Below are 21,991 nucleotides of genomic sequence, written 5' to 3'. Positions count from 1 at the left end.
GGAGGACGACATGAGCGAGCTCGCGGCCGAACTCGGTGGCCCCGGCCAGCCCGTCCGGTGGGAGAAGCTGACCTGGCCGGAGGCGGGGCAACTGGTCACCGGGCTGGACGCGGTGATCATTCCGGTGGGCGCGGTCGAGCAGCACGGCCCGCACCTGCCGCTGTCGGTCGACGTCCGGATCTGCGAGGCGGTAGCGCTGGCAGTCTCCGCCGCCACCGGAGTACCGGTGTTGCCGACGCTGAGCTACGGGGTGTCCGCGTCGCACGGGGACTTTCCCGGCACCGTCTCCGTACGCCCGGAGACGCTGATCGCGCTGGTGACCGACATCGTCGACTCGCTGCACGAGCGCGGTGTCCGGCAGTTCATCCTGCTCAACGGCCACATCTGGAACAACGGCGCGCTGGACGTGTCGGCGGAGAAGCTGCGGGTGCGTCACCGCGACGCCCGGGTGCGCGCGCTCGGCTACGTGACGATGTATCCGGGGCCGGAGGTGAACGGCCACGTCACCCACGGCCGCGCCCTGATGCACGCCAACTACTTCGAGACGTCGGTGATGCTGCACCTGTGTCCCGAACTGGTCCGGATGGACCGGGCGACCTCGCACGTGGACGTCGACTCGTTCTGGGACTACCGGATGGACCAGGTCAGCGAGACAGGCGTGTGGGGCCGGGACGTGGCGCAGGCCACCGCCGAGCACGGGGCGGCCGAGTTCACCCGGTGCGTCGAGACGACGGCGCGGGCGGTGGCGCGGGCCGTGCGTGAGCCGTGGCCCGACCCGACCCATCGACCGTGACCGACTCGTCGACCTGTCACCCAGAAAGGGCCGCTGATGGAGATCTTCGACATCACCCTGCCGATCCACCCGCAGATGCTGCACTGGGGCCGCAAGCCCGAGGTGGAGATCGTGGAGTCCAGGGCCGATGGCGACGCGTCGAACGTGACACGCTGGCGTCTCGGCGCGCACACCGGCACCCATGTGGACGCTCCCGCGCACTTCGTCGATGGCGCCACCCCGATCGACAAGGTCTCGCTGTACTCGCTGGTCGGCCCAGCGGTGGTGGTGGACATGACCCACGTGAACGGGGACATCACCGTTGACCACCTCGCCGCGGCGGGTATCGCCGGGGAACGTCGGGTGCTGTTCAAGACGTCGAACTCGGCCGGTCCACTCAGAAGGACGGACCGGGCGCCGGACTGGGTGGGGTTGAGTCCCGAGGCGGCGCGGGCTCTCGTCGACGACGGGGTGGAGTTGGTTGGCATCGACTACCTGACCATCGAGAGCCACACCCGCACCGACACCTGGGACGCGCACCACATCCTGCTCGGGGAGGGCGTGCTGATCCTGGAGAACGCCGACCTGGACGCGGTGCCGCCCGGGCCGTACGACCTCGTCTGCCTACCCGCCAAGCTCGTCGACGCGGACGGCTCCTTCGCCCGTGCCATCCTGATCCGCCGGGACGCCGCGCCCGCGCCGGAGTCCGGCGTCGGCCACCAGCACCGGGACGCGGCGTGACACGGGTGGCGCTGGCCGCCCCGCACCCGGCGGCGGTGGCGGCCGGCCGGGCCGTGGTCGCCGCAGGCGGGGGTGCCGTCGACGCCGCGCTGGCCGCTGCGGCGGCGCTGACCGTCGTCTACCCGCACCAGTGTTCGCTCGGCGGTGACCTCGTCGCCGTGGTCCGGCCGGCCGGCGGGGCGCCGCGCGTGGTGCTGTCGATCGGCGCGGCGCCCGCGGCGGTCGACGCCGCCGCGCTGCGCGCCGGTGGGGCCGTTCGGATGCCGGCGACCGGCCCGCTTACCGTCACCACGCCCGGCGTCGTCGCCGGTTGGGCCTCGGTCGCCGGGCTCGGTGCCCGACTCGACTGGGCCGATCTGCTGGCTCCGGCCGTCGCTCTCGCCGGTGACGGCACGCCGGTCAGCGCCGGCCTGGCCCGGGCGATCGGCAACCGGCGGGACGTCGTCGCCGCCGACCCGGGGCTGGCCGGGTTGCTGCTGGACGCGGCGGGCGTGCCGCTGCCCGAGGGCGCACCGCTGGTGCAGCCCGCGCTGGCCGAAACGCTCACCGCGATCGCCGGCAACTGGCGGACCTTCTACAAGGGACACGTAGGGCACCGGCTCGCCGCCGGGCTGCGTCGGCTCGGCGGTTCGCTGTCCGTGGCGGATTTCGCGGCGCACCGCGCCGAGCGGGTCGCGCCGCTGACCGCGTACGCCCATGGCGTCGAGTGGGCCGTCGCGCCCCCGCCGACCCAGGGGGCCACGTTCCTCGCGGTCCTCGGCGCCAACGACCCGCTCACCGCCGCCCGCCGGGCGCAACTGGCCCGGGACGCGCTGCTGGGCGATCCCCGGATCGGGCCGGTCGACCTCGACGGACTGCTGCTGTGGGCCGAGCGGCCGGTGGCCGACGTGGCCGCCGGCCCGCGCCCGACCGGTGACACCGTGGCAGTGACCGCAGTCGGCGCGGACGGTACCGCGGTGTCGCTGATCCAGAGCGTGTTCCAGTCCTTCGGCTCCGGCCTGCTGGAACCGGACACCGGCATCGTGCTGCACAACCGGGGTGCCATGTTCAGCCTCGACCCGGGGCACCCCGGCCGGCTCGCCCCGGGGGGCCGGCCGCCCCACACGCTCTGCCCGACGATCGCCGTCGGCGGCGACACCGTGCTCGCCCTCGGCTGCCAGGGCGGCCGGTCCCAGCCGTGGATCCTGGCCCAGGTCGCCGAGGGCGTCCGCGCCGCCGTCGACCTGCCGGCCGTGGTGGGTGGACCGCGCTGGGTGATCGGCAGCCGCGACGTCGGCCGCGCCGAACCCACGCTGCTGCTGGAGCCCGGCACACCGGGCGCGGACGACCTCGCCGCCCGGGCCCCGGCCCTCGGCCTGTCCGTGGCCACGACGCCGGGGCGGCACGACGACGCGGGGCATGTGCAGGTCGCCCGCCTGCGGGGCACGGCGCTCGACGCGGCCAGCGACCCCCGGGCCGACGGCGTCGCGGCGGTACTGTGACGGCCCTGCTGTCACCGGCGAGATGGACGCTCCGGAACCCCGGGTGCCCCTGGCCCGGGCGATCGGCGTGGTGGACGGACGCGTCGTCGCCGTCACCGCCGCGCAGGCGCTGGCGTTGTTGTCGGCGGCGACGTGGAGTGGTGCTACCCGCGGAAGACGGTGGACGAGCGGAGCTCGTACCAGCGGGCCAACTGCTCGCCGGCCTTGATGACGTGCTCGCGCATCTGGTCGGCGGCGCGCTGGGCGTCGCCGTCGGCCAGCGCCTGCAGGATCCGCTCGTGTTCCTGGAAGTTCTCGTCGCGGTGTCGGCTGTCGTTGAGGATCAACTGGGCGGACACGTTGCGGGGGAAGGTCTCGTTGATGTCGCTGATCGCCTTGCTCAGCCGGCCGTTGCCGGAGATGCTCGCGATCAGCGTGTGGAAGACGTCGTTGCCGCGCTGGTGATCGTGCTGGGTGGGCGCCCCGTCGCCGCGCGCGGCGACGGAGTGGTCGTACATCTCCTGGTTCGCCGCCCGCAGCTGATCGATCTGGTCGCGGGTGATCCGCCGGACGGCGCGCGCGGCGGCCAGCGCTTCCAGTTCGGCCCGCACCTCGTACGCCTCGCGGACGTCCCACGGCGCGGGGACGCTGACCACGGCGCCCTTGTTGGGCAGCACGTCGATCAGGCCGCTGGTCTGTAGTTGGCGCAGCGCCTCGCGGACCGGCGTGCGGGAGACGCCGAAGTTGCTGGCCAGCTCGGCCTGGCGCAACTGCGCTCCAATCGGGATCTCGCCGGTCATGATCCGGTCGCGGATCCGTCCGGCGAGGTCGTCCACGAGGGCGGCGCCGGTCTTGCGGGTGGCCGCCAGTTCCTTGGAATCGGTGGTCAACCGGCCACTCTCCCTCTGCGTCGAAAATGCGTTCCGGGCGACCTGCCGTCGGGGTGCGGCGGGGCGGCAGCGGAACACCTTGTCGGCGACCAGACCTGCCTGTTGGGTCACACCACGATAGCAGGCCGGCTGTTTCGTGGACCCATCTAGGGCCAAGATGGGTGTGTTCACTTCCAAAACGGATCCGAAGCATATAGCATTGGATCCAATGAGAGGGGGCGTGTCTTCAGAACTGCGGTTCGTCGTCCGCGCGCTCCGTAAGCCCACGGTCAGTTGCGCCCCGGCCACCGGGTCCGGCTGCCCGATCCGTGCAACCACTTCCGCGCTGGAACCCGCCGCCAGCTACCTGTCCGTGGCCGGCGACATCGGCGTCACCGCGCTACTTCCCCTGCTGGCCGAGGGGAGGCGGTGGGGCGCTGCCGGCCGACTGCGCTACTTCGGTCGGTCTGCGTCTCCCGCGCCGCCGGTGACCGGCTGGTCCTGCACCTGTGAGTCGACCTCACGCGTCGCTCCCGCCCACGGGCGTGGGCACCCACCTCCCGCTCCGCTGTCGTTCCCTAACCCCGGAGGCAAGCAGTGCTGCGACAGGCAGACAACGAGAGGCTCACCCGGACCGGGCCCGGCACCCCGCTGGGCGGCCTGATGCGGGCCTACTGGCAGCCGGCCGCGCTGGTGTCGGAGCTGCCCACCGACCGTCCGGTCAAGGCGATCCGGCTCTTTGGCGAGGACCTGGTGCTGTTCCGGCGTGCCGACGGCTGGGGCCTGATCAGCCGCTTCTGCGCCCATCGCGGAGTCGACCTCTCCTACGGTCGCCTGGAGGACGGGGGATTGCGCTGCCTCTACCACGGCTGGCTCTACAACGCGCAGGGGCGCTGTGTGGAGCAGCCCGCCGAACCTCCGCACAGCCAGTTCCTGGACAAGATCCGGATCGCCAACTACCCGTGCGTCGAGCGCAACGGCATCGTCTTCGCCTACCTGGGGGCTGGTGATCCGCCGCCCTTCCCGGCGTACGACTGCTTCACCGCTCCGGACGAGTACACCTTCGCCTTCAAGGGCCTCTGGGAGTGCAACTGGCTACAGGGGCTGGAAGGGGGAATCGACCCGAGCCACGTCTCCTTCCTGCACCGGTTCGTCGGCGAGGATCCGCGTGACGTCTACGGCCAGCAGTTCAGCGAGGAGGTCGAGGGCACCGGCACGAAGCTGTCGAAGCTCGTCGGCGACCACTACCGTCCCGACATCGAGGTGGAGAGCGCCGAGCACGGGCTGCGGGTCTTCGCCATCCGCGAGCTGACCGGGGACATCAAGCACGTCCGGGTGACCAACCTGCTGTTCCCCAACGCCTTCGTGGTGCCGTTCGGCAACAACAAGGTCTTCACCCAGTGGCACGTGCCGATCGACGACGAGAACCACTACTGGTACATGATCTTCTACGACTTCGTCGAGCGGACGGACAAGGAGACGCTGCTGCGGCAGCGCCTGGAGGGCGTCTCCCTGCCTGACTACCGGCCGCTGCGCAACCGGGCCAACAACTGGGGGTTCGATCCGACCGAGCAGCGCGACCTCACATACACCGGGATGGGGCTGGACATCAACGTCCACGACCAGTGGGCGGTGGAGAGCATGGGCCGCATCCAGGACCGGACGGTGGAGCGGCTCGGCGCGTCCGACCGCGCCGTCACCGCCAACCGGCGGCTGTTGCTGCGCGCGGTCGACGCCTTCCAGGCCGGCGGCGCGCTGCCCGCGCACCCGCTGGACGACGCGGCGGCGGCCCGGCTGGTCGGCCCGCTGGCCGTCGACATGATCTCGCCCAGCGAGGGTTGGCAGCAGCGGTGGCGGGAGAGGGAGGCCGATCGCCGTAGCCGATCGCCGTGGTCCCGGTCGCGGCCGGAGGTGGCCGGTGCGTAACGTCGACGAGCGGGCCGTCGGCTCCGGCGGCGGTGGGGCCAGCGCCCGGCCGATGCTGGCCAAGGACCGGGGCGGCTTCGTCGACCGGCACGACCTGTGGTCCGAGGCGCAATACGCCGCCGCGGCGCAGATGCGCCGGGTGATCGACGAACTCGGCATCGAGATGGTCCGCTTCGGCTTCGTCGACCAGCACGGGATCATCCGGGGCAAGACCATCGCCCGGTCCGCGGTTGCCGTGGCCATGCGCTCGGGTCTGACCGCCCCCAGTTCGCTGCTGCTCAAGGACACCTCGGGCCAATCGGCCTACCCGGTGTTCGCCGTCGACCCGGGGGTCGGCGTGGCCGGCTTCGCCGGCGCGGGCGACATCGTGCTCGTGCCGGACCCCGGCTCCTTCCGGGTCGTGCCGTGGGCCGATCGGACCGGGTGGATGCTGTGTGACCTTCGTTTCCCGGACGGCTCGCCGGTGCCCTTCTGCACCCGCAGCCTGCTGCGGGACCGGTTGCGCCCGCTGGCCGAGCGCGGCTACCGGATGATCGTCGGTGCCGAGCTGGAGTTCCATGTCTTCCGCGCCGTCGACGCGGGGCTCGCCAGCGACCGGGTTGGTCGGCCCGGCGCACCCGGCGCCGCCGCGGCCGTCGGCCCGACGACGCCCGGTTCCCAGCTGCTGCACGAGGAGGCGCTGGATGGCCTCGACGAGCTGGTCCAGGCGCTGTACACCGGGCTGACCGCGCTCGACCTGCCGCTGCGCTCGGTCGAGCTGGAGTTCGGACCGAGTCAGCTCGAACTGACGATGGCGGCGGCCGACGCGGCAACGACCGCGGACGCGGTGGTCCTGTGCCGCAGCGCCGTCCGGCAGATCGCCCGCCGGCACGGCCTCCACGCGACGTTCATGTCCCGGCCCCAGGGGGTCGAGACGGCCTCCACCGGCTGGCACCTGCACCAGTCGCTGACCGACCTGCGTACCGGTCGGGGCGTGTTCGTGCCCGACACGGACGACGTCGGTCCGCTGTCGGTCGCCGGCCGGGCCTATCTGGAGGGTCTCCTGCGCCATGCCGCCGCGGCGGCGGCGTTCACCACGCCGACCGTCAACGGCTACAAGCGCTACCAGGGCTACTCGCTGGCCCCGGACCGGGTCGCCTGGGGTGTGGACAACAAGGGGGCCATGGTGCGGGCCGTCGGCGGTCCGGGCGATCCGGCCACCCGGCTGGAGAACCGCTCCGGGGAGCCGGCGGCCAACCCCTACCTGTACATCGCCGCCCAGGTGGTCAGCGGCCTCGACGGGATCGCCCGCCGGATGGAGCTGCGGCCACCCACCGCGAGCCCGTACGACGAAGCGGCACCGCTGCTGCCGCGCTCGCTAGGCGAGGCGGTGGCCGCGCTGGAGATCGACGAGGTCTTCCGCGCGGCATTGGGCGACGTCGTTGTCGACTGGTACGTCCACCTGAAGCGAACCGAGTACGAGCGCTACCTGCGGCACGTCTCCGATTGGGAGCAGCGGGAGTACTTCGGGCTGTTCTGACGGGCCGACGGGCAGCCGAACCTGTCGTCGAGGGCCCCGCCGAGTCGGTTGAACTCGTCTTCGAGGCGGCATTGGTGGCCCGCCGCTGATGTGGGGAGAGGAGTTGAGCCGGGACGGCCGTCGAATGAGTTGCGATGTGCTGAAACCACCTGCCCGCCTCGTGCGTCATCAGGATGAGTCGACCGAGGACCGCCAGCCGGCGAGGCTGCTGGCCTCGGCGTCGACGTCGAAGCGGCTGGGAGGAATTGTGTTGGTGCGTAGGTGGCTGACTGGGGCGGGTCTGGTGGCGCTGATCGGTGCCGCCGCGATGGTCTACGCAGTGCCGTCGACGTCGGCAGGTGAAGCCGCGGCGGTCGAGACGGCGCCGGTGGCCGGGGTGCGGTCGTCCGGCGCCACGGCGGCGGATGACCCAACGGCGAAATCGAGCGCGGACCCGGTCCTGTCGGGCAAGCGCCGGATCACGATCGTACGGGTGGGTTCGTTCGAGTCGGGGCTGTCGCTGCTCGACGGCGGGCGGCTGACCGAGGTCGACGACGACCGTGGCCGGCAGGTGTTCGTGCCGACCCCGCTGGGCTCGGGGGAATACCTGATCAAGGCGTACTACGGCGGCGGCACCGGGAAGCCCGTCTGCTGGCAGGCGCACAACCCGGGAAACAGCCAGCCGTTGTTCGTGCGCGGCGCCGCCTGCCGGGCGGACGACCCGGCTCAGCGGTTCGTGGTCGCGGCCGTTCCCGCCGGAGGTCCCCGCGAGTATCTGATCAGCAACCGGTGGGCGTACCTGCGCGACTCCGAGCGTTCCGGCCTGATCCTGGAGGAACTGGGTGACGCCCCGCCGGTCAGCAGCTTCCGGTTCAACGACGTCGGACCGGCCCCGCGCCGCAGGTGACCCCGTCGAGGGCCCGGCCGGCAGTTCCCGGCCGGGCCGTCGGCGTTGCGCTGGAGAACGCAATTCTCAGAATCGACGGAGTCGGGTGGAGACTTTGACCGATGCGTGACGCTGCGGAGTTCGACGCCTTCTACTCCGCGTCCGCCCACCGGGTGGTGGGACATCTGTACGCGATGGTCGGCAACCGGGCCGAGGCCGAGGACGCGGTGGCGGAGGCGTACGCCCGGGCATGGGACCGCTGGGCCGCGGTGCGGGGACTCGACAGCCCGGAGGCGTGGGTACGCCGGGTGGCGTACCGGGTGGCGGTGAGTGCGTGGCGCAAGACCGTCAACCGGATGCGTGCCCACCGCCAGGAGGCGACCGAACAGCGCGTCGACGCCATCTCGGTCGACCATGTCGCGATCGTGGCCGCGCTGCGGCACATCTCCACCGAGCAACGCCGAGCCGTGGTGCTGCACCACCTGGTCGGGCTGAGCGTGGCCGAGATCGCGGCGGAGGTCGGCACCAACGAGAACACCGTCAAGACGCGGTTGGTCCGGGGCCGTCGGGCCCTCGCCGCGCGCCTGACCGAATCGGAGTACCACGGCGTGGACGAAAGGGCGCGGTCATGAGTTCTGACAACCAACTCGGCGACGCCCTGCGGGCGCTGGCGGGGCAGGGCGGGCAGGGGAGAATCCCTTCCGCCGCCGACGTCCGGAGACGCGGCGATGCCCGACGCCGGCGTCGACGGGCGGCCTCGGTCTCGCTTGCTGCCCTCGCTGTCGTCGCGCTCGGCGCGGGTGTCGCGCTGGCCCGCGTCGGCGGCACGCCGCACACCATCCCGGTCGACCCGGCGGGCCCGACCTCCGGCCTGGTGGCGTCACCCGGGCCGACGCGCCCGTCACCCGGCTTGACCGGCGGCACGTCCAATCCGCCCACCGGATCGTCCAGCCCGTCCGCCGGCCCCCCGAGCGGCGATCCGCTGCTGTCCGGGCTGCGTCAGGTCACCGTCGTGCGGGTGGCGGCTTCGGCAGGCGGGCTGTCGCTGCTCGACGACGGCCGGCTGGCGGAGGTCGACGGCGACGAGGGACGCCAGCTGTTCGTGTTCGCGCCCCAGGGGCCCGACACGTACCAGATCCGCACCGCCGAGCCCGGCGCCGACCTGACCGACACCTGCTGGGAGGTCCGGTCGTCGGGCAGCCAGCCGCTGCGGGTCGAGGCGGCCCCCTGCGCGCAAAACGAACCGAGGCAGCAGTTCACCGTCGTCCGCGACGGCGGGTCGGCGTACGCGATCAGCAGCCACTCGGCGTACCTGCAGAACTCGCGGACCCGAGGGCTGATCCTCGAGGAGGCCGGCGACGCGGTCGTGACCGCCCGGTTTCGGCTGGTCGACAACGGACCCGCGCCAAACTGAGCGGCTGAGGTGAGGACGGGTTCCGGCGCTACGACTGCGCGGGCCGTTGCCGTCGCAGGTCGAGCGCGATGTCGACGATCATGTCCTCCTGGCCGCCGACCAACTGCCGGCGACCCACCTCGACGAGGATGCTGCGGGTGTCGAGGCCGTACTCGGCGGCGGCGGTCTCGGCGTGGCGCAGGAAGCTGGAGTAGACGCCGGCGTACCCCAGGGTCAGCGTCTCGCGGTCGACGCGTACCGGGCGGTCCTGCAGGGGACGGACGATGTCGTCGGCCGCGTCCATGAGCGCGAACAGATCGCAGCCGTGCGCCCAGCCGTTGAGGTCGGCGACGGCGACGAACGCCTCGATCGGGCAGTTCCCGGCGCCGGCGCCCTGGCCGGCCAGGGACGCGTCGACCCGGTACACCCCCTCCTCCACGGCGACGACCGAGTTGGCCACGCCGAGACCCAGGTTGTGGTGGGCGTGGATGCCGATCTGGGTCTCCGGTGCGAGCACGTCGCGGTACGCGCGCACGCGTTCCCGGACGCCGTCCATGGTCAACCGGCCACCGGAATCGGTGACGTAGACGCAGTGCGCGCCCGCCGTCTCCATGATCCTCGCCTGCTCGGCGAGCACCTTCGGCGGCGCCATGTGCGACATCATCAGGAAGCCCGAGACGTCCATGCCCAGCTCCCGCGCGGCGGCGATGTGCTGGTTGGCGATGTCGGCCTCCGTGCAGTGGGTGGCGATGCGGATCGAGCGGATGCCGTGGTCCCAGGCCCTCCTCAGCTCGTGCACGGTGCCGATGCCAGGCAGCAGGAGGCCGGTGAGGGTGGCTCGCTTCACCACCTCGGCGGCGGCCCCGATCCACTCCCAGTCGGTGTGTGCCCCGGGGCCGTAGTTGAGGCTGCTGCCGGCCAGCCCGTCGCCGTGCGAGATCTCGATCGCGGCCACGCCGGCGGCGTCCAGCGCCGCGGCGATGGTCCGGACGTGGTCGAGGGTGTAGCGGTGCCGGACGGCGTGCATGCCGTCGCGGAGGGTGACGTCCTGTACGTAGATCCCCGTGCTCATCGGGCCGTCACCGCCGTCGCCAGTCGCTCGCCGACCTGCCGCGCGGCGGAGGTCATGATGTCCAGGTTGCCCGCGTACGTGGGCAGGTAGTGTCCCGCCCCCTCCACCTCCAGGAACACGCTCACCACCCAGCGGTCCCCGGGTGGGGCGTGCGGGACGAGATCGGACTCCGGGCTGGTCGCGGTGATCCGCCGGAACTGGACGTCCTGCTTGAGCCGGTACCCGGGCACGTAGGCCCTGACCTGCTCGACCATGGCCAGCACGGCGGCCGTGACCGCGTCGCGGTCGCAGTCGTCGACGACGCAGAACACCGTGTTGCGCATGACCAGTGGCGGTTCGGCGGGATTCAACACGATGATCGCCTTGCCGCGCCGGACCTTGCCGACCTGCTCGATCGCCCGCGAGGTGGTCTCGGTGAACTCGTCGATGTTCGCCCGGGTGCCGGGCCCGGCCGAGCGCGACGAGATCGACGCGACGATCTCGGCGTAGTGCGTGGTGGCGATCGAGGAGATCGCCGCGACCATCGGGATGGTCGCCTGGCCGCCGCAGGTCACCATGTTGAGGTTTCGTGCGCCGAGGTGCTCGCCGAGGTTGACCGGCGGGACCACGTACGGGCCGAGGGCCGCCGGTGTCAGGTCGACGAGCGTGAGGTCGGCCGCCCGCAGGGCGGCGTCGTTGGCCAGGTGGGCGTGCGCCGACGTCGCGTCGAACACGATCCGGATGTCGCCGAAGTCGGGGTGGTCGACGAGCCCCCGCACCCCGGTCGAGACGACCGGCACGCCGAGCCGAGCCGCCCGCGCCAGCCCGTCGGAGTTCGGGTCGATGCCGACGAAGGCACCCACCTCCATCGCCTCCGACCCACGCAGTATTTTGATCATCAGATCGGTGCCGATGTTCCCGGAGCCGATGATGGCGACCTTCGTCTTGGGCATGTCTCCTACTCCTTGGCCTGGAACGGAACGGCTACCACGCCCAGCCCGGAGGGCTCGGCGGCGACCGTGTCGCCGGGTGCCACCGGGACCATCGGATCAAGGGCACCGCCGAGCACGATCTGACCGACGCCCGCGGCGGTCTCCCGCAGCTCCGCCACCGATTCCAGCGGGCCGTCCAGGTCCGCGCCGGGGACGAGCGCCACCTCCGCATGGGGAGGCGGCCCGGCGCGACCGTTCCGCTGGGCGGGACGGCCACGTCGTCGAGGAGCGAGCCGGAGTCCGGAAGTCACGTCACCAGGTGTAGACGCCGCGCCCGCCGGCTGGCAACCTTGTGTTCCATGCAGCGGGACAACGGTGCAGGAAACGCTGACACCGACCGCTCGACGGCCGTGCCGCCGGGCCGACCGGGCCCCACGCGCGGCAACGTTCTCGACCGGGGCGTGCGGCTGCTGCGCGCGTTCCGCCCGTCCGAGGGGGCCCTGCGCCTGACCGAGCTGTCCCGGCGTACGGGCCTGCCGAAGGCCACCGTGCACCGGCTGGCCGAGCAACTCACCGAGCTGGGGCTGCTGCAACGCGCCCCGGCGGGGTTCCTGCTCGGCATCGGGCTGTTCGAGCTGGGCGAACTCGTGCCGGTCAAGCTGCGACTACGTGAGGCCGCGCTGCCGTTCATGCAGGATCTCTACGAGGCCACCCACGAGACCATCCACCTCGGCGTTCGGGACGGCCTCGACGTGATCTACGCCGACAGGATCCGCGGACACGCGGGCATCGACACGCCGTCGCGGGTGGGCGGGCGCCTGCCCCTGACCTGCACCGGCGTCGGCAAGGTGCTGCTCGCGTACGCAGGCCAGGGCCTCGTCGACGAGGTGCTGGCCCAGCCCCTGCCCCGACTGACCGCGCATTCGGTCACCGACCCCGGGCGGCTCGCCGACGAGCTGGCCCAGATCCGATACTCCGGGGTCGGCTACGACCGGCAGGAGGCAGCGCCACGGCTCTCCTGCGTGGCCTCACCCGTCCTGGTGCACGGCCAGATCGTCGCCGCGCTCTCCATCTCGGTGCCGGCGCACCAGTTGCAGCCGGCGCGACTCGCCCCGGCGGTACGCACCGCCAGTCTCGCCCTTTCCCGCGTCCTGTCCCGGGCACCCGACAACCACTGAGGTGGGCACAGCGTGGTCGTTGTCCTGGCTCATCGGCACGGGGCCCGCCCCGTTCGGTGACCGGGGCCTGGTCGACGAGCGGGGGCCGCGACTGCCGGGTTTCGGCAGGACACGCTGCCCGAACTCGGCCGGTTGCCGCCCTGGATGGCGGGCCGGCGTGAGCGTCACGATGTGGGGCATGACAACCGACATCGCCCTGCTCACCGAGGACTTGACGAAGTTCTACGGCCGACGCCGCGGCATCGAGGGTCTCACCGTCGAGGTCCGCGCCGGGGAGGTGATGGGCTTCCTCGGCCCCAACGGCGCCGGGAAGACGACCACCATCCGGCTGCTGCTGGACTTCCTACGGCCGACCTGTGGCCGCGCGACCGTGCTCGGGCTCGACCCGCGTCGGGACAAGGCCGCCCTGCACCGGCAGATCGGCTACCTCCCCGGCGAACTGGCGTTTCCCGGTCGGGAGAAGGCCGAGGACCTGCTGCGCTTCTTCGCCGATGCCCGGGGTGGGGTGGCGTGGTCGCGGGTGACCGACCTGGCCGAGCGGCTCGACCTGGACCTGTCCCGCCCGGTACGCACCATGAGCAAGGGCAACAAGCAGAAGGTCGGTCTGGTGCAGGCGTTCATGCACCAACCGGCCCTGCTGATCCTGGACGAACCGACCAGCGGCCTGGACCCGCTCATGCAGCAGGAGTTCCTGGCCATGGTCCGCGAGGCTCGGGACGCCGGCCAGACCGTGTTCATGTCCAGCCACGTCCTGGCCGAGGTGCAGCACGCCGCCGACCGGGTCGCCATCGTTCGCGACGGCAGGCTGGCCGCGGTCGAGCGGGTGGAGTCCCTCGGCAAGCGGGCCGTCCGGTCGGTGGAGATCCACTTCGGTGATCCCGTGGATCCGGCGGAGTTCACCGTCCTGCCCGGGGTCGGTGACGTGGTGGTGTCCGGGCCGGTGCTCAGGTGCACGGTGGATGGTCGCCTCGACCCCCTGATCAAGGCCGCGGCGCGGCACGACGTCGTGGACATGCTGTCGGCCGAGCCCGACCTGGAAGAGACGTTCCTGTCGTTCTACTACCACTCCGAAGGAGCCGGCGATGTTTCCCGCACTGGTGCGTAAGACCTGGCTCGACGACCGCCGTGCGCTGATCGGTTGGGCCACCGGCGTGGCCCTCTTCACCGTCGTCTACACCTCCTTCTACAGCCAGTTCCAGGGCGCCGCGGAGCTGAAGCAGGCCGCCCTGCCTCAGGGAATGCTGGACTTCCTCGGCATCGCCGACATGCTCTCGCCAGCCGGCTACCTACAGGCGACGATCTTCAGCCTGACCGGGCCGCTGCTGGTCCTCATGTGCGCGATCACGCTGACCGCACGCACGATCGCCCGGCCGGAGGAGGACGGGAGCATGGAGCTGCTGCTGGCCAACCCGTTGTCGCGGGTGGCCTTCGCCGCCCAGCGCCTCGCGGCCACCGGCAGCGCCATCACGGTCGTCGCGGCCATTCCGCTGATTCTCCTGATGATCGTTGTCCCCCGCGTGGGCATGGCCATTTCGCTGTCCCATGTCGCGGCAGCCGGAGTCGGCCTGATCGCCCTGGTCTGGTGCTTCACCGGTATCACCTTCCTCGTTGGCGCGGCCTCCGGAGCGCGTGGCACCGTCATGGCGGTCACCGGTGTGCTCGCCGTGACCACCTACCTGGCCAACGCCATCGGCGGCATGTCCGACGGTTGGCAGTGGCTGCGCTGGCTCTCGCCGTTTCACTACTTCATCGGCACCGACCCGCTGCGCACCGGCTGGCATCCGGCCCAACTGCTCACCCTCGTGGCTGTCGGCGCCGTGACGGCAGCCGTCGGGGTGTTCCTGTTCGACCGCCGCGATGTCGGTGTCTGAAGCAGCCGGTGGTGGCCGTCGACCCCCGTGGCACGGCCGCCACCACGCCCCGCAGGAACAGCCCGAATCCGATCGCGCCTGGCTGACCCAAGGCTGCGAAGAACTCCTGCGTGCCCCGGCCGGCGACCAGCGAGGCGAGGCTGCCGCCCGGCTGGGCGCCCGCGCCGCCGACGAGGACCTGTATCCACACGACCTCGTCAACGGCGTGTTCGGAGCCGCTGGCCGTTGCTGGAGCACGTCGCCCCCCGAACCCGTCGACACCCCGACCGCCGTCCACGCCCGCGCGGCGGCACTCCTGGACGCCGCGCATTCGGCGTTGGTGGCAGCCCTCGACGGGTACCTCCAGCGAGCCCGTGCCGATCTGGTTCGACACCGCACCGAACGGGCCGCATTCGTCAACGACCTGCTCACCGGCCGGGCGGAACCCGGCAGGCTGGCCGAACGCGCCCACCGCTACGGCATCCGCCTGTCGGCCACCCACACCGTCCTGGTCGCCCGGGCGCCCCGCCTCACCGCCGACATCGTCCACCGCGTCGACGTGGCGCTCGCTGCCCGGTTCGGCGAGGGAAACACCCTCACCACCCTGCGCGACGGTGACCTGGTGTGCATCAGCGCCGGGGGCCTACGGGGCATCGGGGCGGAACTGGCGCACCTGCTCCTCACCGAGCTCGGCCCCGACGGCTGGCAGGTGGCCGTCGGTCGCCCCCACCCCGGCGTGCACGGCCTCGTCGCCTCGCTCGACGAGGCCCGCAACGCCCTTGACCACGCTGGCAAGCTCGGCTTCACCGCACCCGTGCTCAACGCCGCCGACCTGCTGGTCTTTCCCGTCCTACTGCGCGACCGCGACGCCATCACCGACCTGGTCACCACCGTCCTCGGCCCGCTCACCGGCGCCCGCGGGGGAGCCCAGCCCTTTTTGGACACCCTCACCGTGCTCTTCGACAACCAGGGCAACCACACCGCCACCGCGCGGCAGATGCATCTCTCCGTACGCGCGGTCACCTACCGCCTCGACCGCATCCACCACCTGACCGGCTACCATCCCAACGAACCCACCCAACGTTTCACGCTCCACGCCGCTGTGCTCGGCGCCCGGCTGCTCGGCTGGCCCGAGGGGGCAGCAGGGTAGGCCCGGCGCAAGGGCGCTGTCCGAGGCATCATGGAGCCATGACGGCATTGACAGACATCGTTGCGATGGGGCTGCTGGCGGCCAGCGCCGCGATCGGGCACAGCACCGCGTAGTAGGCGGGTTTCGGGTTGCCTGCCGCGTCGAACAGCACCGGGGTGTCGCCGCTGCGCCAGGAGTCGATGTCCCGGACGCCCCAGACCGTGAGCCCCGAGCACCGCAAGGTCGCGAGGCAGGCAACCACCACCCTGCGGTAGATCTCGGCCTGCGGGTAGCCGGAGCCGGCCACGTCCAGCTCGCTGACCTGTACCTCCACGCCGAGCGCCGCGAACTCGGCGAGCGTGCGCTGGTAGTTGGCCGGCATCGGGTAGGTGGGGGTGAAGTGGCTCTGGAAACCGACGCAGTCGATCGGCACGCCGCGGACCTTGAAGTCCCGGACCATCGCGTACACGGCCTGGGTCTTGGGTTTGTCGAAGTCGTCGATGGTGAAGTCGCTGTAGCAGAGGGTGGCGGTGGGGTCAGCGGCCCGCGCGGTCCGGAAGGCCGTCTCGATGAAGTCGCGGCCCAGGTACGTCTCGAAGTGCGAGCGACGCACCGCGCCGGTTTCGGTGAACGCCTCGGTGACCACCCCCCACGAGCGGATCTGCCCCCGGTAGTGGGTCAGCACGCTGGTGATGTGGTGGTTCATCGCCGCGCGTACGCTCGTCGCGCTCCGCAGGTTGGAAAACCAGGCGGAGTGGACGCTCGACGGCGCGATCAGGCTGCGTCCGCGCACCGTCATGTCGTTGGCCCTGGCGTGCGCGACGATCTGGTCGGCGCGGGTGAAGACGAACTGTCCCTGGAGCGGTTCGACCGAGTCCCACTCCAGTTCGGTTTCCGGTGTGACGGAGTTGAACTCCCGGTCGAGGATGCCGGTGTACGCGGGATCGCCGAGCTTGTTTCCCAGCGTGGCGGCGCCGATGTGTCGGCCCCGGGCCGCGAAGCTGTCGCGGAGGGTGTCCGCCGCGTGCGCCGCGGTGTGGTCGGCTCGGGCGGTGTGGTCGGCTCGGGCCGCGCTGACCGGACCGATCGCTGGGCCGAGGGCCAGGGCCAGGGCGAGGGCGAGGACGAGCGCGAGGGCTCGGGTGGGCTGGTGGGCGTGGTGCCGCATGAGAGCCTCCTGACGGAACAGGGGGCCTGATTGTATCGAGAGGCATCGATCTACAGTCGTCCGCCAGGCGTCACTCGGGGTCGCCCTGGGCGTGCACGGCCGACATCATGCGCGTCCTGCGCGCGGCAACCCGATCTCCCGGCGTCGGCGGCGTGACTGCCGGGCCTGTTGCGGCGAGCCCACCCGCCGGTAGCGTCGTGCCCGTGGATCTGCCCGACACCGCGGCCCGGCTCGGGGTGCCCGTCGAGGACGTCGAGCGCGTACACCGGCTCGCCGGCGATCGGCCGTCGGCTCCGCTGCCCGCCAGGGCCGACGCGCCCGCGCTCCTCGACCGGCTCGCGGTGCGGCCCGACGACGCCGCCGAGATCATGGCGGGCTGGCCCGACCCCGGCACCCCGCTGTGGACTCCGGAGCTGCGCTGGCTGCTCGATCGCTCGATCGCCCTGGTCCGCGCCGATCTCGGCGGTTACGGCTGGTTGTCACCCGGGCCGGCGCTGCCGCGCGAACGGGGCCCCGCCTGGCGGCATCTCTACGTGTACGCGTACCTGGCCCTGGTCGGCGTCGTCACGGGGTACCACCGCGAGCATGGCATCGCCGAAGCCGTGTCGTGGGTGACCCTCGCGGACCTCGGCCGCAACCTCGCGATCGACCGACGGATGCATCGCGAGGGGTGGCCGGTCATGCAGAGCTGGCTGACGCTGCACGCGCGCGGCGGCATCTACGAGCTGGGCCGGTTACAGCACCACCGCGGCGGCAGCGCCATCGACCTGCACATCCCCGACTCGGGGCCGATGACCCCGGAGGCGGTCGCGGCGTCGCTAGACGAGGCCCGCGCGTTCTTCCCGCGCCACTTTCCCGACGAGCGCTACGAGGCGTTCGCCTGCGGCTCGTGGCTGCTCGACCCGCAGCTACAGGAGTACCTGCCCGAGGATTCCAACATCGTCCGGTTCCAGCGGAGGTTCGCGTTGGAGCCCTACGAGGAGCCGGAAGGGCTGGACGCCGACGTCGAGGTGCTGCGGTTCGTGTTCCGCACCCTGACCACGCCGCTCGACCAGCTACCACGCCGTACCGTGTTGCAGCGCGCGATCATCGATCATCTTATGGCTGGTCGCCACTGGCACTGGCGCCGCGGTCGCTTCCCCATCTGAGGGATACGGGTTTGCGGTGCCCGGCGCGATGCGCCGCCGCGGGCTCGGGGGCGTGGAGGTCGGCGGCACCGTGCGCTCCTGGCGGGTGAGCACGCCAGTCAGGCGGGTGCGGGGCTGCCGCCCGGATCTCGATTTCTTGCGCCCGCATTGCCGAGGGACGGAAGAGGAATAGGTCGTTGGTGAAACCGCCGACCGGCCGCAGGCGTGTCGGAAGCGTTCGACTACGTAAGGAGGCCATATGTCCAAGGTGAAGTGGGCCACCGGCGCGGTGGTGCTGGCCGGCGCCCTCGCCGCGACCGCCCTGACCGCGCCCGCTACCGCCGCCGCAGCCGGCGGCGTCCTCTCCGGCACGCGCGAGGTCACCATCGTTCGTGTGCAGGCGTTCGAGTCCGTGGTGTCCCTGGACGCAGGCTGGCTGACCGAGGTCGACGACGACAGCGGCCGTCAGCTCTTCGTCCCGACCCCGCTCGGCGGTCACAAGTACCTGGTCAAGTCCTACGGCAAGCGCAACGGTCACCCCGCCAACGACGAGCCGGCCTGCTGGCAGGTCTACCACGAGGCCGCCCAACCGCTGAGCGTCCAGGGCGCGGTCTGCGACGCCGCCAACCCGGATCAGCAGTTCACCATCACCTCCCAGGGCAACCGGACGTACGCGATCAGCAACCACTCGGCGTACCTCCAGTACTCGCCCACCCGGGGCCTGATCCTGGAGGAGTTGGGCGACGCGCCGTTGCTGAGCACGTTCCGTCTCATCGACAACGGCCCCGCCCGCACCCCGGCCGGCGGCTGAGCCGGGGCTCGCTGCTCAGGCGACGCGGAGACGGGCTTGCGGTTCCAGCCCGGTGAGGGCGTCGACGGGGGGCTCCCGGTGCCGCGGACGGCACCGGGAGCCTTCCTACATCGCGGCAGCGCCTCGGTGGGAGCGAGGCGGGAGGCGCGAATCGCCGGATAGAGCCGATCCCGGCCCGCCGTTCCAACACGGGGACGACCATGGTGTTGGCCACCCCGACGCCGCCCACCAGCAGGGCCACCGCGCCGAGGCCGAGCAACAGCCCAGTGAACGTCTCGTCGGTCGCCTCGGCGGCGGCCAGCGCGTCCGAGGGGCGGGAGACGTCGACCTCGTTGGGCGCCTCCGGGTTGGCGGTCGCGCCGAGCACCGCCCGGACCAGCCTGACGCCGGGTCGCCGGGTCGCCGGCTGGGTCAGGGCGACCGGGTCAGACTCTCCGGCAGCGGCTTGGTGTGCAGGATGACCAGTTCCGCGACGGCCCGGGTCAGGGCGACGTAGAGACGGCTCATGCCGCGGGGCTCGGCGGCGACGATGTCGGCGGGCTCCACCAGCACCACGCGGTCGTACTCCAGTCCTTTGACCTGGCTGACCGGAATCGCGGCCAGGGAGGCGGCCAGGTGGTCGGGCGCGATGACCGTGCCCGTCTCCTGCGCGATTGCCTCGCGCAGGTCGTCGACCCGACGGATGTCCAACCTGCCGCCGGGCCGGAAGGAGCGGGTGGGCGCTATCCCGGGCGCCAGGGCGCGGGCGGCGAAGTCGGCGATGACCTGCGGCACCCGGTAGCCGGTGGGCAGGTCGAGCGCCCTGGCCTCCCGCTTGCCCAGCCGCCGCATCAGCTCTGGCCAGGAGTCGGCGGCCAGCGGGTGGGTCGCCTGGCCGAGGTCGCCCACGATGGTCATCGAGGCATGGGCGGCGCGGCGGGCGATCATCCGGCACTCCATCGGCGACAGGTCCTGCGCCTCGTCGAGGATGACGTGCAGGTACGCGTCGTCGACGGGCTCCTCGGTCTCGGCCACCGGCAACGGCTCGGCCAGCACCGGCACGTAACCCTCCTCGCCGTACGGGTCGAAGCCGTCGATCCAGCTCACCACCTGGTGCCCCTCGCGCAGGATGATCGCGGCCGCCCAGCGTTGGGCGGCCCAGTAGCCGTTGTGGTCGATGGACTGGCCGGACAGCGCGATCGGCGTGGGCAGGCCGGGCGCGAAGAGCTGCCAACCGTCGTTGAGGCTCCAGCTCAGCACGAAGGCCTCCGCCAACCGGGCCCCGCTGCGCAGCTCACGTGGCTGCCACTCGGGTGCGGCCCCGGCCGGCTTCGTTGGCCTGCCCAGGATCTCGGCCAGCTCGTCGAGCAGCGGGACGTCGTCCACCGACCACTCGCCGTGCTGTGCGGGAAGGACGTCCTGCGGGGTCAGCGGCGGCCACCACGCGTTCAGGAAGGCGTCCGGCACCTCCCTGCCGCCCAGCAGCTCCGAGAGCACCCTCGCCGCCTCCGGCCGGGCGTCGTTGACCTTGCTGCCTCTGGCCTCGCATCTTTTTCGGATCTCGATGCGGGCCTTCGCCAGGTCGTCGGCGGTGAGAGTGCGCAGGTGGTCCGGCGCGTTCGGCGGGGTGTCCCAGGCCAGGTCGGCCAGCGCCCGCACCATCCTGAGGTCGCCCTTGGACCTGGCCACTTCGGCGGAATCCCGCCGGGTCGCGACGACGCCGTCGAAGAGCTCACCGATCGCGCGCAGGTGAACGCTGTCCTCGCCGAGGCCGGGCAGCACCCTGCCGATGTACTCCGTGAACACCGTCGACGGGCCGACCACCAGCACCCGTCCGTCGGTGAACCTTCCTCGGTCGGTGTAGAGCAGGTAGGCGGCACGATGCAGGGCCACCTGCGTCTTGCCGGTGCCCGGACCGCCGGTGATCAGGGTGACGCCGTGTGCGGGTGCGCGGATCGCCTCGTCCTGCTCGCGCTGGATCGTCGAGACGATGTCGCGCATGTGTTCGCCACGCGCCCGGGTCAGCGACGTGAGCAGGGCCCCTTCGCCGACCACGCCCTCGATGTCCTTCGCGGAGAGGACCTCGTCGTCGAGGCCGACCACCCGGGGGCCCTGGCAGGTGACGACGCGGCGGCGTTGCACGCCGAGCGGCTCACCGGGGGTGGCGCGGTAGAACGGGGCGGCGGCGGGCGCACGCCAGTCCACCACCAGCGGCTCCCGGTCCTCGTCGCGTACGCCCAGCCGGCCGATGCGGTAGGTGTAGCCGTCGTCGAAGTCCAGCCGACCGAAGACGATGCCCTCTTCCTGGCCGTCCAGGTCCGCGACCCTCGCGGCGGCGTGCAGGACCATGGCATCCCGCTCGACCAGGCCGGTGGCCGGTCCGGAGCCGGCGCGGCCGTGCCCCTCCTCGCTCAGCTCCCTCGCCTGCTCGCGCATGATCTCAAGGCGCGCGTACACCTTGTCGACGACCTGCTGCTCGATGGCGAACTGGTGTGCTGCTTCGGACATGCTGCCCCGTCTTCCTGTGCGTCTTCTGCGCGGTGCCGGTCCGCGCCGCGGCGCAGGTCGTCCCGGCGGGCCTGCCCGAGGTCCGCTCGCCTGAGAGGTTCAGGGCAGGAGCGGGCGCGGCGGCCGTGGTCTACGCGCTCGGCGGCGCGCGGCCGGCTCGGACTGGTTGAGAATATGCGCCGGCCGGGGCCGCAAGATCGGCATCAGGGACGATTCGGACCGCTTGACCCGCCGATATGATGGAAACGGCGCAGGGGCTTTCCCCCCGGTTCGTGCGTACGGTGGCGGGTGCGCGGCGGGCGCGGTGCTCCGGGGACGTACGCGGGGCGTGAAGGTCCCCGGAGCTCGCCGCCGTCAGGTGACCGTGCAGGACGCGCCGTTGAGGGTGAACGAGTTCGGCTTGGCGCTGTTACCGGTGTGTGTGGCCTGGAAGCCGATGTTGATCGACCCGTTGGCCGGGATGCCGGCGTTGTAGGCGACGTTCCTGGCCGTCACCTGGCCCGAGGCGGGGGAGTAGGAGGCGTTCCAGCCCGAGGTGATCGTCTGCCCGCCGGGCAGCGCGAAGGCCAGGGACCAGCCGTTCACGGCAGCGGTGCCGGTGTTGGTGATGGTGATGTTCTCGGTCAGCCCGGTGTTCCAGGCGTTGATGGTGACGGTCACGGCGCAGGCGCCGGAGCCCGGCGGCGTGGTTGGGGTGGGCGGCGTGGTTGGGG

21 protein-coding genes and 1 pseudogene are annotated in these 21,991 nt (G+C 71.9%); 14 read left to right on the top strand and 8 right to left on the bottom strand.

Features of this window, described 5'->3' with window-relative positions:
* Window positions 1–10 precede the first annotated feature (10 nt).
* Genes E1258_RS06140 through E1258_RS06130 form a run of 3 tightly spaced genes read left to right on the top strand, consistent with a single transcriptional unit; the run spans window position 11 to window position 2,994 of the window.
* On the top strand, window positions 11–793 hold the full coding sequence (locus E1258_RS06140; protein WP_207919441.1) for a creatininase family protein: 783 nt from the start codon (window positions 11–13) through the stop codon (window positions 791–793).
* Window positions 794–829: 36 nt separating this feature from the next.
* Complete coding sequence (locus E1258_RS06135; protein WP_132397609.1) at window positions 830–1,513, top strand: cyclase family protein; 684 nt, start codon at window positions 830–832, stop codon at window positions 1,511–1,513.
* Window positions 1,510–2,994 carry a gamma-glutamyltransferase gene (locus E1258_RS06130; protein ID WP_132397607.1) on the top strand — a complete coding sequence of 495 codons (1,485 nt, stop codon included), beginning with the start codon at window positions 1,510–1,512 and terminating at the stop codon, window positions 2,992–2,994. The genes E1258_RS06135 and E1258_RS06130 overlap by 4 nt, the downstream gene beginning before the upstream one ends.
* 143 nt (window positions 2,995–3,137) lie before the next feature.
* Here the strand turns inward: E1258_RS06130 and E1258_RS06125 are convergent, their stop codons facing one another.
* Entirely contained in the window at window positions 3,138–3,863 is a 726-nt protein-coding gene (locus E1258_RS06125; RefSeq protein WP_207919440.1) for a GntR family transcriptional regulator, read from the bottom strand.
* A gap of 576 nt (window positions 3,864–4,439) precedes the next feature.
* Here E1258_RS06125 and E1258_RS06120 point away from each other — a divergent pair.
* The 5 genes from E1258_RS06120 (at window position 4,440) to E1258_RS06100 (ending at window position 9,566) form a co-directional block, all read left to right on the top strand.
* Window positions 4,440–5,768, top strand: a complete 1,329-nt coding sequence (locus E1258_RS06120) for a Rieske 2Fe-2S domain-containing protein (RefSeq protein ID WP_132397605.1) — start codon at window positions 4,440–4,442, stop codon at window positions 5,766–5,768.
* Window positions 5,761–7,287, top strand: coding sequence for a glutamine synthetase family protein (locus tag E1258_RS06115; RefSeq protein WP_207919439.1), 1,527 nt, complete (start codon window positions 5,761–5,763; stop codon window positions 7,285–7,287). The genes E1258_RS06120 and E1258_RS06115 overlap by 8 nt, the downstream gene beginning before the upstream one ends.
* A 253-nt stretch (window positions 7,288–7,540) precedes the next feature.
* On the top strand, window positions 7,541–8,173 hold the full coding sequence (locus E1258_RS06110) for a hypothetical protein (RefSeq protein WP_243715229.1): 633 nt from the start codon (window positions 7,541–7,543) through the stop codon (window positions 8,171–8,173).
* Between the two features lie 101 nt (window positions 8,174–8,274).
* Entirely contained in the window at window positions 8,275–8,784 is a 510-nt protein-coding gene (locus E1258_RS06105; protein ID WP_132397601.1) for an RNA polymerase sigma factor, read from the top strand.
* Window positions 8,781–9,566: an RICIN domain-containing protein gene (locus E1258_RS06100; protein ID WP_132397599.1), complete on the top strand. Its 786-nt coding sequence runs from the start codon at window positions 8,781–8,783 to the stop codon at window positions 9,564–9,566. The genes E1258_RS06105 and E1258_RS06100 overlap by 4 nt, the downstream gene beginning before the upstream one ends.
* Window positions 9,567–9,594: 28 nt before the next feature.
* Here the strand turns inward: E1258_RS06100 and dmpG are convergent, their stop codons facing one another.
* The 3 genes from dmpG to E1258_RS06085 are packed head-to-tail and all read right to left on the bottom strand — an operon-like array spanning window position 9,595 to window position 11,752.
* Window positions 9,595–10,617 carry a 4-hydroxy-2-oxovalerate aldolase gene (gene dmpG / locus E1258_RS06095; RefSeq protein ID WP_132397597.1) on the bottom strand — a complete coding sequence of 341 codons (1,023 nt, stop codon included), beginning with the start codon at window positions 10,615–10,617 and terminating at the stop codon, window positions 9,595–9,597.
* A complete protein-coding gene (locus tag E1258_RS06090; RefSeq protein WP_132397595.1) occupies window positions 10,614–11,549 on the bottom strand; it encodes an acetaldehyde dehydrogenase (acetylating) in 936 nt (311 codons plus the stop codon). The genes dmpG and E1258_RS06090 overlap by 4 nt, the downstream gene beginning before the upstream one ends.
* Window positions 11,550–11,554: 5 nt before the next feature.
* Window positions 11,555–11,752: a hypothetical protein gene (locus tag E1258_RS06085; protein ID WP_132397593.1), complete on the bottom strand. Its 198-nt coding sequence runs from the start codon at window positions 11,750–11,752 to the stop codon at window positions 11,555–11,557.
* Window positions 11,753–11,887: 135 nt separating this feature from the next.
* Here E1258_RS06085 and E1258_RS06080 point away from each other — a divergent pair, with 135 nt between their 5' ends.
* The 4 genes from E1258_RS06080 (at window position 11,888) to E1258_RS06065 (ending at window position 15,706) form a co-directional block, all read left to right on the top strand.
* Window positions 11,888–12,706 (top strand): IclR family transcriptional regulator, encoded by an 819-nt coding sequence (locus E1258_RS06080; RefSeq protein WP_243715228.1) that lies wholly within the window; start codon window positions 11,888–11,890, stop codon window positions 12,704–12,706.
* A gap of 178 nt (window positions 12,707–12,884) precedes the next feature.
* Entirely contained in the window at window positions 12,885–13,811 is a 927-nt protein-coding gene (locus E1258_RS06075; RefSeq protein WP_132397591.1) for an ABC transporter ATP-binding protein, read from the top strand.
* On the top strand, window positions 13,789–14,577 hold the full coding sequence (locus E1258_RS06070) for an ABC transporter permease subunit (protein WP_132397589.1): 789 nt from the start codon (window positions 13,789–13,791) through the stop codon (window positions 14,575–14,577). Before E1258_RS06075 ends, E1258_RS06070 begins: the two co-directional genes overlap by 23 nt.
* Window positions 14,564–15,706, top strand: coding sequence for a CdaR family transcriptional regulator (locus tag E1258_RS06065; protein ID WP_132397587.1), 1,143 nt, complete (start codon window positions 14,564–14,566; stop codon window positions 15,704–15,706). The genes E1258_RS06070 and E1258_RS06065 overlap by 14 nt, the downstream gene beginning before the upstream one ends.
* 28 nt (window positions 15,707–15,734) lie before the next feature.
* On the opposite strand, the gene E1258_RS06060 is transcribed toward E1258_RS06065, so the two are convergent.
* Window positions 15,735–16,853: an endo-1,4-beta-xylanase gene (locus tag E1258_RS06060; RefSeq protein ID WP_132397585.1), complete on the bottom strand. Its 1,119-nt coding sequence runs from the start codon at window positions 16,851–16,853 to the stop codon at window positions 15,735–15,737.
* 203 nt (window positions 16,854–17,056) lie between these two features.
* On the opposite strand from E1258_RS06060, the gene E1258_RS06055 reads away from it, so the two are divergent.
* Together E1258_RS06055 and E1258_RS06050 are read left to right on the top strand one after the other, a co-directional pair.
* Entirely contained in the window at window positions 17,057–18,001 is a 945-nt protein-coding gene (locus E1258_RS06055) for an acyltransferase domain-containing protein (protein WP_132397583.1), read from the top strand.
* Window positions 18,002–18,239: 238 nt separating this feature from the next.
* Window positions 18,240–18,791 carry a hypothetical protein gene (locus E1258_RS06050; RefSeq protein WP_132397581.1) on the top strand — a complete coding sequence of 184 codons (552 nt, stop codon included), beginning with the start codon at window positions 18,240–18,242 and terminating at the stop codon, window positions 18,789–18,791.
* Between the two features lie 163 nt (window positions 18,792–18,954).
* Here E1258_RS06050 and E1258_RS34450 read toward each other — a convergent pair.
* From E1258_RS34450 to E1258_RS06035, 3 genes and pseudogenes are all read right to left on the bottom strand, one after another.
* Window positions 18,955–19,167: pseudogene (locus E1258_RS34450) on the bottom strand (ABC transporter permease); the annotation flags it as partial.
* Window positions 19,168–19,202: 35 nt separating this feature from the next.
* Window positions 19,203–21,278, bottom strand: coding sequence for a UvrD-helicase domain-containing protein (locus tag E1258_RS06040; RefSeq protein ID WP_132397579.1), 2,076 nt, complete (start codon window positions 21,276–21,278; stop codon window positions 19,203–19,205).
* 354 nt (window positions 21,279–21,632) lie between these two features.
* A partial coding sequence (locus E1258_RS06035) for a cellulose binding domain-containing protein (RefSeq protein ID WP_207919438.1) occupies window positions 21,633–21,991 on the bottom strand: 359 nt, incomplete at its 5' end.

It is taken from the genome of Micromonospora sp. KC207, assembly GCF_004348615.1.
In the GTDB taxonomy this organism is placed as follows: Bacteria; Actinomycetota; Actinomycetes; order Mycobacteriales; family Micromonosporaceae; genus Micromonospora.
This window is presented reverse-complemented; position numbering and strand designations above follow the sequence as displayed.

Coding starts and splice junctions, on each gene's coding strand:
- E1258_RS06100 (WP_132397599.1), top strand. CDS start 8,781: ATGAGTTCTGACAACCAACTCGGCGACGCCCTGCGGGCGCTGGCGGGG.
- E1258_RS06080 (WP_243715228.1), top strand. CDS start 11,888: ATGCAGCGGGACAACGGTGCAGGAAACGCTGACACCGACCGCTCGACG.
- E1258_RS06050 (WP_132397581.1), top strand. CDS start 18,240: ATGTCCAAGGTGAAGTGGGCCACCGGCGCGGTGGTGCTGGCCGGCGCC.
- E1258_RS06105 (WP_132397601.1), top strand. CDS start 8,275: ATGCGTGACGCTGCGGAGTTCGACGCCTTCTACTCCGCGTCCGCCCAC.
- E1258_RS06075 (WP_132397591.1), top strand. CDS start 12,885: ATGACAACCGACATCGCCCTGCTCACCGAGGACTTGACGAAGTTCTAC.
- E1258_RS06040 (WP_132397579.1), bottom strand. CDS start 21,278: ATGTCCGAAGCAGCACACCAGTTCGCCATCGAGCAGCAGGTCGTCGAC.
- E1258_RS06135 (WP_132397609.1), top strand. CDS start 830: ATGGAGATCTTCGACATCACCCTGCCGATCCACCCGCAGATGCTGCAC.
- dmpG (WP_132397597.1), bottom strand. CDS start 10,617: ATGAGCACGGGGATCTACGTACAGGACGTCACCCTCCGCGACGGCATG.
- E1258_RS06140 (WP_207919441.1), top strand. CDS start 11: ATGAGCGAGCTCGCGGCCGAACTCGGTGGCCCCGGCCAGCCCGTCCGG.
- E1258_RS06065 (WP_132397587.1), top strand. CDS start 14,564: ATGTCGGTGTCTGAAGCAGCCGGTGGTGGCCGTCGACCCCCGTGGCAC.
- E1258_RS06090 (WP_132397595.1), bottom strand. CDS start 11,549: ATGCCCAAGACGAAGGTCGCCATCATCGGCTCCGGGAACATCGGCACC.
- E1258_RS06070 (WP_132397589.1), top strand. CDS start 13,789: ATGTTTCCCGCACTGGTGCGTAAGACCTGGCTCGACGACCGCCGTGCG.
- E1258_RS06060 (WP_132397585.1), bottom strand. CDS start 16,853: ATGCGGCACCACGCCCACCAGCCCACCCGAGCCCTCGCGCTCGTCCTC.